This is a genomic window from Gilliamella sp. B2923 (genome assembly GCF_026536565.1).
Lineage (GTDB): Bacteria > Pseudomonadota > Gammaproteobacteria > Enterobacterales > Orbaceae > Gilliamella.
Genome location: NZ_JAFNNZ010000003.1, coordinates 82,430 through 94,058 on the forward strand (window position 1 = coordinate 82,430; position 11,629 = coordinate 94,058).

The 11,629-nt window shown below is 35.5% G+C and carries 10 protein-coding genes; 4 read left to right on the forward strand and 6 right to left on the reverse strand.

Annotation, left to right across the window (positions count from 1 at the left end):
• The first annotated feature begins 404 nt into the window (after positions 1 to 404).
• Together J3U42_RS04995 and rnt are read left to right on the forward strand one after the other, a co-directional pair.
• Positions 405 to 1,160 carry a tetratricopeptide repeat protein gene (locus J3U42_RS04995; RefSeq protein WP_267335824.1) on the forward strand — a complete coding sequence of 252 codons (756 nt, stop codon included), beginning with the start codon at positions 405 to 407 and terminating at the stop codon, positions 1,158 to 1,160.
• Positions 1,161 to 1,282: 122 nt separating this feature from the next.
• Complete coding sequence (gene rnt, locus J3U42_RS05000) at positions 1,283 to 1,924, forward strand: ribonuclease T (protein ID WP_220219357.1); 642 nt, start codon at positions 1,283 to 1,285, stop codon at positions 1,922 to 1,924.
• Between the two features lie 67 nt (positions 1,925 to 1,991).
• Here rnt and J3U42_RS05005 read toward each other — a convergent pair whose 3' ends face one another.
• The gene (locus tag J3U42_RS05005; RefSeq protein ID WP_294833667.1) at positions 1,992 to 2,321 is read right to left on the reverse strand and encodes a Grx4 family monothiol glutaredoxin; all 330 of its coding nucleotides are present in this window, start codon (positions 2,319 to 2,321) and stop codon (positions 1,992 to 1,994) included.
• A 453-nt stretch (positions 2,322 to 2,774) separates the two neighbouring features.
• On the opposite strand from J3U42_RS05005, the gene yccS reads away from it, so the two are divergent.
• Positions 2,775 to 4,919 carry a YccS family putative transporter gene (yccS, locus tag J3U42_RS05010; protein ID WP_267335826.1) on the forward strand — a complete coding sequence of 715 codons (2,145 nt, stop codon included), beginning with the start codon at positions 2,775 to 2,777 and terminating at the stop codon, positions 4,917 to 4,919.
• Positions 4,920 to 5,070: 151 nt separating this feature from the next.
• Here the strand turns inward: yccS and J3U42_RS05015 are convergent, their stop codons facing one another.
• The 3 genes from J3U42_RS05015 to yejK form a co-directional block, all read right to left on the reverse strand.
• The gene (locus tag J3U42_RS05015) at positions 5,071 to 6,078 is read right to left on the reverse strand and encodes a hypothetical protein (RefSeq protein ID WP_267335828.1); all 1,008 of its coding nucleotides are present in this window, start codon (positions 6,076 to 6,078) and stop codon (positions 5,071 to 5,073) included.
• Positions 6,079 to 6,394: 316 nt separating this feature from the next.
• Positions 6,395 to 7,243 carry a deoxyribonuclease IV gene (gene nfo / locus J3U42_RS05020; protein WP_220219354.1) on the reverse strand — a complete coding sequence of 283 codons (849 nt, stop codon included), beginning with the start codon at positions 7,241 to 7,243 and terminating at the stop codon, positions 6,395 to 6,397.
• 45 nt (positions 7,244 to 7,288) lie between these two features.
• Positions 7,289 to 8,293, reverse strand: coding sequence for a nucleoid-associated protein YejK (yejK, locus tag J3U42_RS05025; protein WP_220219353.1), 1,005 nt, complete (start codon positions 8,291 to 8,293; stop codon positions 7,289 to 7,291).
• A 182-nt stretch (positions 8,294 to 8,475) separates the two neighbouring features.
• Here yejK and J3U42_RS05030 point away from each other — a divergent pair, with 182 nt between their 5' ends.
• Complete coding sequence (locus J3U42_RS05030; protein ID WP_267329703.1) at positions 8,476 to 9,858, forward strand: MATE family efflux transporter; 1,383 nt, start codon at positions 8,476 to 8,478, stop codon at positions 9,856 to 9,858.
• 176 nt (positions 9,859 to 10,034) lie between these two features.
• Here J3U42_RS05030 and J3U42_RS05035 read toward each other — a convergent pair whose 3' ends face one another.
• Together J3U42_RS05035 and J3U42_RS05040 are read right to left on the reverse strand one after the other, a co-directional pair.
• Positions 10,035 to 10,655, reverse strand: a complete 621-nt coding sequence (locus J3U42_RS05035) for a hypothetical protein (protein ID WP_267335830.1) — start codon at positions 10,653 to 10,655, stop codon at positions 10,035 to 10,037.
• A gap of 52 nt (positions 10,656 to 10,707) precedes the next feature.
• Positions 10,708 to 11,619 (reverse strand): hypothetical protein, encoded by a 912-nt coding sequence (locus tag J3U42_RS05040; RefSeq protein ID WP_267335832.1) that lies wholly within the window; start codon positions 11,617 to 11,619, stop codon positions 10,708 to 10,710.
• Between the last annotated feature and the right edge of the window lie 10 nt (positions 11,620 to 11,629).

Consider the following 11,629-nt stretch of genomic DNA (forward strand, 5'->3'; position numbering starts at 1 on the left):
AGACGCTTTCTGAAAATATCTCACGTGATATTATGTTGAAGTGATAATTAACCTAATTCCCATTTATCCACTGTGATTGGCAGCCCATTATCATTATGCTGAATCAAGATAAATCTTGATATTAAATAATACCTCTTTAACCCATTGACTTTAACCAATCACAACAAAAAGATTCTATCTGTTACTTTAAACAAATTAGGATAAAAGCACTTTTTACATTGTTCAATTGCTGATTGACTTGTTTTCCAGTTAAATCTTGTGAAAAATTGACGCAGGGCGCAACAAACTAAAAAACTTGGTGTAATTTACTGATTAAAATTTAGTTAAAACACACTGCGAAACAGTTTATTCAAACCGATTATTATGCTAAATTTGCACTTTTTTGAAGTTGAAGGACATATAGTATGCCACTATTAGTTGTAATAAGTACCGTTATTGCATTATTTTTTGCCATTCATGCTGTTAAAAATGGTCAAGATCGTATATGGCTCTATATTCTATTTCTTTTCCCAATACTAGGCAGTGTCGTCTATTTTTTTGCAATCTATCTTTCCGATATTCGCGCTACCCACGTTGGTTACCAATTTGAATCCAAATTGCGCAAAGCACTTGATCCACAGCGTTCACTACGTGAAGCACAAAAAAATTATGATTTATCACCCACTGTCGATGCAAAATTAAGCTTAGCTAAAGCACTAGTTGATAGCAATCGTGCTAGCGAGGCATTACCTTTTTATGAAGAAGCATTAACCGGTATTTATCAAACTGCGCCGGACATCTTGTTGCAATACGCTAATGCACTTTACGAAGATAAACAATTTAATAAAGCAAAACAACAGCTTGATTATCTGAGAGAAAAGAATCCAAATTACAATTCTGAGGAAGGTCATTTACTTTACACTAAAATTTTGGTTGCGTTAGATGATAAACAGCAGGCAAATCAAGAATTTGATGCGCTAATTGGTTACTACCCAAGTTTAGAAGCGATTTCCTATTATTTACAAACATTAATCAATTGGAACGAAATTGATCAGGCTAGAGCAATATTACAAACCATTGAACAACGTTTAAGACATATGCCTAAACACTCGAAACGAATTAATTCACAATGGATTAAAGAGATAGAACAATCAAAGCAAAAACTATCACGTTTAAACTAAAGTATATAATTGAAGTGATCACTGATTTATAGCGAAAATGCTAAGGTAACTCAGGTAAAACTAGGCGAATAACGTAAAAACTGGCATAATAACTCTCATTTCAGATAGATAAGACGAATATTGTGCCTAACACTAAACTCTGTGAACGTTTTCGAGGATTCTATCCGGTGGTTATTGATATAGAAACCTCCGGATTTGATCCAAAACTCAATGCTATTTTAGAGATCGCAGCCATTACGCTGAAAATGACGGATGACGGCTGGCTGGAGCCTGATCAAACATTGCAATTTAATGTTAATCCTTTTGCCGATGCTATTTTAGAGCCTACTGCATTAGCTTTTAATGGCATTGATCCTGACAACCCTTTACGTGGCGCAGTTGATGAGAAAGTTGCACTTGAAGCTATCTTTAAAATGGTGCGCAGCGGAATCAAAGCCAATGACTGTACCCGAGCGGTGATTGTGGCACATAATGCACATTTTGATCACAGTTTTTTGATGACTGCAGCTGAAAGAGCTGGCATTAAACGCAACCCTTTTCACCCGTTTGCCACCTTTGATACCGCATCACTTTGTGGTTTAGTATTTGGGCAAACAGTTCTGGCTAAAGCATGTGAAACGGCAAATATTCCGTTCGATCATAAACAAGCCCATTCAGCGCTTTATGATACAGAAAAAACAGCTATCTTATTTTGTGAAATGGTCAATCGGTTTAAACGACTAGGCGGCTGGCCACTGATGCCAAATGAACAGCTTCATAGTTAACACTAATAATGGTTAACACCAATAATAAAGGGAGTGAATACTCCCTTTTTAATGAATACTCAAATGATTATGCAGATTTATATTTTTCCGCAGTTTGCTTAATTAGCGATTGTAATTCACCAGTTTGATACATCTCTAACATAATGTCACAACCACCGACTAACTCACCTTCTACCCATAATTGAGGGAAAGTTGGCCAATTGGCAAATGCCGGCAATTGCGCACGAATATCCGGATTTTGCAAAATATCAACATAAGCAAATGGCACGCCACATTGTGATAAAACTTGCACAGCTTGCGCCGAAAAACCACAACTAGGCAATTTTGGCGATCCTTTCATATAAAGAATAATTGGATTGTCGGCAATTTGCTTTTTAATTTTATCCAGCGTTGTCATTTCAGTTGTCATAAAAATGGATTCCTTTTAATGATATTTCAAAATTTTGCTCTATTTTAACGTAGATTTTAAATCAGTCCTATTCTCATCAATTCCATTTGCTAGATGTATAACCTAAACTCAGGTCGATTGTTGAAAAATAAATCACATAATATAAACATTTAAAACGAGATAACTTACTAAAAATCAATAAATAATAATTTTTTTAAAGATAATTTAGCAACGATATAGCCAACTAAAAGGCTTTGCCTATTTTTGTGATAAATAGTTTTAAACAACAAATAACCAGTAGTAATATTCAGACATTTCAACTGTTTTTTCAAAATAATTTAGAGGGTTAAATTGAGTGATGTTAATAATTAATCAGTTAATTTTGCTCAGTGGCCTTACCCTTTTACTCCTTTGAACAATATAGTATGCTACTCATAATCATTGCAACTGACAAATACAATCGTGCAAACAATTCTCTTAACTTTACGTAAAGTTTTTTACAGCAGTAATCTCATTTTCAGTATTCGTATGTTAATTAGCTTAACAGGCTCAACGTTAGTGCCATGGTATTTAGGCTATGTGTCATTAGTCATACCTTTAACGCTGGGTGTTGTTGCTGCTGGATTATCAGAAATTGATACCCGACTATTAAGCCGCTGTATCAATATTGTTTTAACCCTAGCTTGCTTTGCCATTGCCACTTTTTCAGTCGAACTGTTATTCGATTTTCCGTTGTTATTTATTATTGGATTAGTTTGCTCTACCTTTATCTTTATTATGCTTGGCTCTTTAGGGCAAAGATATGGTGTTATTGCCTTTGGCTCGTTGCTCATCGCCGCTTATACCATGCTGGGGCATAATTTATTTAATGATAATTATACCTTACCCTGTTTTCTACTCTTAGGAGCACTTTGGTACAATGTCGTTGCACTAATTGAATCGATTATTCAACCAATCCGAACCACTCAGCAAACATTGACCGATTGTTTTATCAAGTTAGCACAATATTTGGATGCCAAAGCCGCAATGTTTGACCCTGATGAAACAGATAGATTTTCTAAACAGACGCTGGAATTAACAGAAAGTAATAATCAATTAATTGCGGTTTTTAATCAAGCCAAACGCTCACTATTTAATCGGTTAAAAAGCTATCGTGGTCAATCCTATATAAGAAAGATGCTTAGTTACTATTTCGTTGCGCAAGATATTCATGAAAGAGCTAGCTCTTCTCATGGTGATTATCAAGCATTGAGTAAGCAATTTAAGCATAGTGATATTTTATTTCGTTTTGCTCGAATCTTGAATTTACAAGCTAAAGCGTGCGCAAAATTAGCCTTATCGATTAAATTAAATCAAACTTATCAACACGACCCATTATTTGCCCGCTATTTTGCATACCTTGAGGAGGCAATTAATCAATATCAAGCTAATAATCATAGCCATAGCTTACTAATTAAATCATTGCAAAATCTACTACAAAATTTACAGTCTATTGATCTACTGTTAGCCAATATCGATACCGAACAACACCTTTCCAAAGAGCAGGAAAACAATCAACTCGTAGATGAAGAGTTAACCAGCTTTTATGATTTTTTTGCCAAAATTAAACATAACTTAACCATTAAATCGGCGCTGTTTAGGCATGCTATACGAATGAGTGTGGTACTTTTTGTTGGCTATATGGTGATCGCTTTTTCGCATCTGTCGCACGGTTATTGGATTATTTTAACCAGCCTTTTTGTCTGCCAACCTAACTATTCAACCACTAAATATCGATTGAAATTGCGGGTACTTGGAACAATTTTAGGGATTATAGTTGGTATTCCGTTAACTTATTTATTTCCAACTGTTGAAGCGCAACTGATATTAATAATTCTAACCGGTTGGTTATTTTTTCTCTTTAAAAATTCGCAATATGCTTATGCAACTGCTTTTATAACTCTATTGGTATTTTTTAGCTTTAGCTTAATTGGTGAAAGTAGTATCGAGGTTGCAGTTTCAAGAATTATCGCAACCCTAATTGGTTGTTTTATAGCTTGGTTTGCGGTCAGTTTTATTTGGCCAGACTGGAAATTTCGCAATTTATCGAAATTAGTTGATCGTGTTTGCCATGATGACAGTCATTATTTAGCCTTAATCGGCCACCAATATCTAACAGGTAAAAGTAATGATCCACAATATCGTGTGGCTCGCCGTGCTGCGCATGATAGCAATGCCGATCTGTCGTCATTGATTAGTTTGATGACCAAAGAGCCACATATGAATCCAGCGGTAATCGATAGCGGATTTCGGTTGTTGACACTCAACCATACACTGATCAGCTATCTTTCCACTTTAGGTGCACATCGCGATAAACAGGTTTCCGAACAAACCTTGGAATTGTTTGATGATCTGACGGTTTATATCATCAATATGCTCACTGTTAAGCAATTAGACACCGAATACCAACCGATTAAGCAATCGGTGGCTAATTATATTGAGTCTATTTCAAACAATGATGATCAAATCAATAATGATCTGCTGGTTATACAACAATTAGCATTAATTTTGGATATTTTGCCAGAAATTGTTTCCCTGATAGGGGAATTGGATATTAAATCAGTTTAATCAAAACTGATTTAATATCGTTAGTTACATTTGTTATTTTAATTTTTTTAGCAAACTTAGTGTGCCTTTCTATTACATTTTTATTGTAATTCTTTCAAATACCAATGTACTTTGGTTAAATTTTAACTGGATAATGTCTTGAAAGTCCCATTTAATGGCGATTATCACATTTAAAATCTATTCTTTCCTCGTAAGGCACAATAAAATCGAGACCTTCACAACCAAATGAAAACCACTCAAAACCAAATACCACTGGTGGTAAATCTTTGAATAATTGTCCTGCCCATTGGAATTTTTCATTTTTATAATCATGGTAATTGTTTAACCCAACTAATGACGTACTTTCACCTTGGTACATGCGCCTTTTAAAAAGCGTGTTACCTAATTTATCAACAACTACAAGTTCTCTTTCAAAAATTTTATAAATATCCCTTTTTTTTGGCTCTTGTTCATCTACATAATCCTGAACATAAAAAGTCAAATTATTCGCATTGGCCATGTAACTTTTTACATACTTTGGGACATTTCCATAATTTCTATTAGATAATTTATCTGGTCCTGTATCGGGATAATTTGCATTTGGAATTAACCGCCAGTCAAGTGGTGTAAGTTGTTCTTGTGCAAAAGGATTATCTTTTGTTATAGAAACCAATAAATCATAATTTGAACGAAATCTTGGCAATAATTCTTGCGGTAATTCGAATCCAATTCGATAATCTTCCGTTTCATAAGGAGGCGAACGATCGGATCTATAAGAATCTAATATCGCCGTTGCTTCCATAGATGAAATTGGATAGGAGTATAGTTGATTGTTTGTGTAATCATAAATCCAGAAATACGCATCTTCTGCAATCCCTGCCATTTTCATAAACAATTTACGTTCTTTGTCGGTTAATGTATATTCACTTGGCGTTAGATTGGCTGGCAGTATTTCCTTGTCAGCATAGGGCGGTAAAGTTTCCGATAACGATACGTGAAAAAATACCGTATCAGGGTCGATATATTCGACGCTTTCCACATAATATATATCGATATCTTTTATGACCTTTAAATTCGATCCGGAAGTTTCAGATTTATTCGACTTGGTGTTGGTGCTGCAATTGCTGAGTAATAACAATGCGATAAAACTCATCAGTAATAAATATAACTGCTTTTTCATTTTATTTCCTATGCACTTTTTTATAAGACAACGTTAGACTACTGGTTGTCTGGTTCACTGTTTTAGCACACTTTGTGTACCTTCCTATTACCTTTATTGTTATTGTAATTCTTTCAAATACCAATGTACTTTGGTTAAATTTTAACTGGATAATGTCTTGAACGTTCCATTTAATGGCGATTATCACCTTTGGTGTTATTCCGTCATTGTAGGGAAATAAAATCGAAGTCTTCACAGCTAAATACGAACTATTCAAAGCAAAATACCACTAAAGGTAAATCTTTGAATAGTTGCTCTCTCCAATGGTATTTTTAATTTAATTTTCTTTACTCTGTGCTTTTAACCATGCAATTTCTTGCGCCCAAATATCCGGATCGATAGTTTCGAGAATCAGCGGGATTTCATCAATTCTTGGATCTTGCATAATATATTTAAAAGCCGTTTCACCAATGTTTCCTTTTCCTAAACTATTATGGCGGTCAACATGGCTGGCAAGTTCACTTTTGGCATCGTTTAAATGCATGCCTCGTAAATATTTAAAACCAACAATTTTTTCAAATTCGGCGAAGGTTTCTTGACAAGCTTTTTCAGTACGTAAATCATAACCAGCCGCAAAGGCGTGACAGGTATCGATACAGACACCGACGCGACTTTTATCTTCTACCTGATCAATAATTTGAGCCAAATGTTCAAATTTATAACCTAAATTAGAGCCTTGACCTGCGGTATTTTCTATCACTGCAACGACATTGCTAGTTTTATCTAAAGTCATGTTAATGGATTGAGCAATACGGCTGAGGCATTCATCAACTGATATCTGCTTTAAGTGGCTACCTGGATGAAAATTAAGCAAGGTTAATCCGAGTTGCTCACAGCGCTGCATTTCATCTAAAAAGGCGGTGCGTGATTTTTCAAGTTGTTCACTATCCGGATGACCTAAATTAATAAGGTAACTATCATGTGGCAATATTTGTTTGCTGGTGAAACCATATTTTTCACAGCGCTTTTTAAAGCTATCAATCATGCTGGTTTCAAGCGGCTTGGCATGCCATTGACGTTGATTTTTGGTAAATAGCGCAAATGCAGTCGCGCCGATTTGATAAGCATTAATTGGGGCGTTATCGACCCCACCAGAAGCGCTGACATGCGCACCGACATATTTCATATTTGTGAATCCTGATAATGGTGTTAAAAAAAAGGGAACTTATAATTAGTTTGAACCACTATTACGTTGCAACTGATCACGCAAATTAGGCGGTACACCTTTTATGACTAATGAGTCGGTTTGCGGATCCCATTTAACACGTTCACCCAATAGGTCGGAATCAAAGCTTAATGTTAATCCCCCACCACTTCCTGAAAATTTTTTAAGTTGTCGCAATGCACTACGATCAACCGGAAACGTTTCTTCCAAATCGTAATCACTGTTTTTAACAAATTCCATAAAATTGTTATCGCCATTAGTTGGTAATTCATTAGCGAGGTTTTTAAGCTCAATTTCTTCACCGGCTTGCAACTGAGCTTGGCAATAATTGTAAACATTTTCACGTGCGTGAACTTTGTCTTGTTTATCAAATTGCATTTCCTGACAATAATCATCAACCGCTTTCACCAGCGTTTTATTTTGTGCTTTGGCATCTAACCCTTCGCTGGCACCTAAATAATCCATAAAAAAGTCAGATACTTTACGCCCAACTCGCCCTTTTAAGAAGGTTAAATAACGTTTAGAGTCAGCTTCCGTTTCCCATTCGGTTATATCGATTCGAGCGATAATGTCAGCATGATCAATATCTAAGTATTGAGTTTCAGTAATATCTAATTGTTCATTAACCAACATGCTAAAGCAACTATTGAGCACAGCAATAATTAAATAATCGACAGCAAGATAACGATAATGGCAAAAGACCACCGTTCCGCCTTCAGCAAATGGGTATTTGGCAAGTTCATTACGTAACTGCTTAGTCGATTCTTGGCTAAAATTTAAAAAATCTTGATTCCCTAAGCGGAGTTCTTTAAGAGATTGTTCAAATAAACTTTCGCTATTAAATAGACCATAAGCTTTGCTTTTGTTGTTGTAAATACGATTGATATCTTCGATGAGATTGACCACCGCTTGCTGATTGCTCAGCAATGAATCACGTAATTGTAATTCAATTTCAGTATCACTTTTTCTGATTAATTTATGTAAAATAACTTGTTCTATTTGCACACTCATTGAAAGGATTCCTATTTGGATCGAAGTATTAAATTATGCTATATTCTAACAAAGCTCTATAAAAGTTCTATCAACAATTTGTAACTCTGTTAGACTAACGCATCATTAGTATCTATTTTATACTCAAACGTATACAATTTCTGAAACTTCTTTACAACGTCTAATAGTGGGAAAAAAATAATATGGCTCACTCTCAAGATATCTATCAAGATTTTAAGAATAAAAAAATCAGCTTACTCTTTTGGCAATATGCGTTACCGGCAATCATCGGTACTATTGTTAATACGCTTTATAATATTATTGACGGCATCTTTATTGGTCACTGGATTGGTCGAGAAGCGCTCAGCGCAGCAGGCTTAATTTTACCGGTAATGAATTTAGCTGCAGGAATTGGTATGCTAGTAGGTATTGGTTCAGCAAGCCGGATTTCGATATTTTTAGGTCGTGGTGAAAACGATAATGCCGAGAAAGTTGCCGGTACCTCTTTTATGCTTACCGCAGTGTTGAGCGGTATAACGCTGTCACTGTTGCTCTATTTTGTTGATCCTGTTTTAAGGTTTGTTGGCTCAAGTCCAGTCAATCATACCTATGCAAAAGAATTTTTAGAGATCTTCTTACCCGGCAGCATATTTACCACACTGACTTTCAACTACAACAATATGATGCGAGCAAGTGGCTATCCATTTAAAGCCATGGTAACCATGTTTGTGAGTGTAATAGCCAATATTATCTTAGCCCCGATTTTTATTATTGGACTGGGTTGGGGAATGCGAGGAGCAGCACTGGCAACAACATTGTCAATGTTGATAAGCTTTATATTTGTTATGCAGCATTTTTTAAGTAAAAACAGTAATATAAAATTATACCGTCGCAATTTCACGCTTAATTTCCAATATGTAAAAGCCATACTATCTATCGGTATGTCGCCTTTTGCTATGCAAGTTGCCGCATCAATTGTAGTGGTATTTATTAACTGGCAACTTAATCATTATGCATCTTCAGCACATCAATCCGGCGATGATGCCATTGCCGCTTATTCAAATGCCAACCGGCTTATTACATTAATCATCATGATCGTAATCGGCATTAATCAAGGTATGCAACCAATTATTGGTTACAACTATGGCTCTAAAAATTATATTCGAGTTAAGCAAACTTTTATCTATGCAGTTAAGGTCGCAACCGCAGTAACCACATTCGGTTTTCTATTAGGATTTTTTATCCCGGATATTTTAGTCCGGGCCTTCAGTTCCGAAAAAGATTTAGTCGATCTATCAGCACTTGCGTTACGTTATACTACTTTAGCCTTTGCATTTGTTGGCTTTCAAATGGTAACTACTAGCTTTTTCCAATGTATTGGTATGGCAAAAATATCGATTCTTTTAAGCCTTTCAAGGCAAATTTTAATCTTGCTCCCTGCCTTATATATTTTGCCACTATTTTTTGGTTTTGATGGCGTTTGGGCTGCATCACCAACCGCAGATCTGCTTTCAACCGGAACAGCTTATCTTGTACTGTTTTGGTATTTCAGATCAATTAAAAATCGACAATGTTTAAATGACTAATCATTGATTAAATTCAGAGATAGTGAAAACGGCGCAGATTTGCGCCGTTTTTTATAAGACTATAGCAATTAATCTCTATGCTAACAATATTGACATGTTCGCCCCGTGGATAGATTAAAACAAGATATCCTCTACTTTTATTACAAAAGTAAAAGATTGAAAAAAATATTAAAAATTTAATTTGTTTTCTTCACCATATCAGGCAGATCACAAGCCATTACGATCTTACCGTCCAAAGATACAGTTTCCTTCGCCATATCAAGCATACAACAAGCCATTGCGATCTTACCGTCTAAAGATACGGTTTTCTTCGCCATATCAAGCATACAACAAGCCATTGCGATCTTACCGTCCAAAGATACGGTTTTCTTCGCCATATCAGGCATACAACAAGCCATTGCGATCTTACCGTCTAAAGATACGGTTTTCTTCGCTATATCAAGCATACAACAAGCCATTGCGATCTTACCGTCCAAAGATACGGTTTTCTTCACTATATCAAGCATACAACAAGCCATTGCGATCTTACCGTCCAAAGATACGGTTTTCTTCGCCATATCAAGCAGACAACAAGCCATTGCGATCTTACCGTCTAAAGATACGATTTTCTTCGCCATATCAAGCATACAACAAGTCATTGCGATCTTACCGTCCAAAGATACGGTTTTCTTCACCATATTAGGCAGACAACAAGCCATTGCGATCTTACCGTCTAAAGATACGGTTTTCTTTACCATATCAGGCAGACAACAAGCCATTGCGATCTTACCGTCTAAAGATACGGTTTTCTTTACCATATCAGGCAGACAACAACAGGGAGCGATGTCCCTGTTGTTCTATTTTTGCAAATTAATATAAATTTCGTTTTTGAGTTTGGAAAATTTCATCAGTCTTTGCATCAATATAGTTATTATTTACTAGAATTGAGTCAGAATCTGTTACCGCTTCATATTCTTTCTTATTTTTTTTCAGCTTGATTTTTAGAATACTCAATAGGTTTCTTTCATGACAGTTTGGACATTGGCAGTAAATGTAATTCAATCCTGTTATTTCTTCGGATGTTGGTTCGGACTGCTGAACTAATTCATTTAAATTTTTATAAAAAACAACCTGAGACAATACGTCGGCATAATGGCCTGACTGGCAAGTATTAATATTAGTCACTAACGAATCGTCACTTGCTGAATAAAAATTAAATTTAGAATACCATTTTTGACAGTCCTCACAAAAACAATCATCCATATTTAGTGCAACCGCAGCTGGCCATAAAAACACAATCAACTCAACTAAATAGACAATGCCAAGCAAGATACCTGATATTTCTATACCAGATTTTGAACTACCTTTAGTAATAGTTATGACACGATTAGGAATAATATCACTGATAATAATGTCAAATACAGTTACAGGAGAAAGGAAAAAATCTAACCAATATTCATAATCCATATCGAAGATCAACAGTTCAAAAGTGACCGTCGCAGAATAGTAAGCAAATAAACAAATGATAAGCGCCATTAAAAAACTGACAAGCTCATTTCTTACTTTTGCCAACTTTGTTAAATTACTGGTAATCGTTGTTAATACCCAAGCCATCCCGACAGCCAAGCCGATATCGAGCAGAATTAGCGGGGAAAAACTTGAGATAATTGAATATAAAACACCCAGAAAAATGGCAATGAAAATACCAACTACAGTAAACAAAATGGTTGGAATTAATTGAAATTTTTTCGATAATTGGTATTGACTGTTTGAAAGGTTCATTATTCTATTC

What these genes read in the sequence shown, in the direction of transcription:
- J3U42_RS05015 (WP_267335828.1), bottom strand. Translation starts at nt 6,078, where the DNA reads ATGAAAAAGCAGTTATATTTATTACTGATGAGTTTTATCGCATTGTTA.
- J3U42_RS04995 (WP_267335824.1), top strand. Translation starts at nt 405, where the DNA reads ATGCCACTATTAGTTGTAATAAGTACCGTTATTGCATTATTTTTTGCC.
- J3U42_RS05040 (WP_267335832.1), bottom strand. Translation starts at nt 11,619, where the DNA reads ATGAACCTTTCAAACAGTCAATACCAATTATCGAAAAAATTTCAATTA.
- nfo (WP_220219354.1), bottom strand. Translation starts at nt 7,243, where the DNA reads ATGAAATATGTCGGTGCGCATGTCAGCGCTTCTGGTGGGGTCGATAAC.
- yejK (WP_220219353.1), bottom strand. Translation starts at nt 8,293, where the DNA reads ATGAGTGTGCAAATAGAACAAGTTATTTTACATAAATTAATCAGAAAA.
- J3U42_RS05035 (WP_267335830.1), bottom strand. Translation starts at nt 10,655, where the DNA reads ATGGTAAAGAAAACCGTATCTTTAGACGGTAAGATCGCAATGGCTTGT.
- J3U42_RS05005 (WP_294833667.1), bottom strand. Translation starts at nt 2,321, where the DNA reads ATGACAACGCTGGATAAAATTAAAAAGCAAATTGCCGACAATCCAATT.
- J3U42_RS05030 (WP_267329703.1), top strand. Translation starts at nt 8,476, where the DNA reads ATGGCTCACTCTCAAGATATCTATCAAGATTTTAAGAATAAAAAAATC.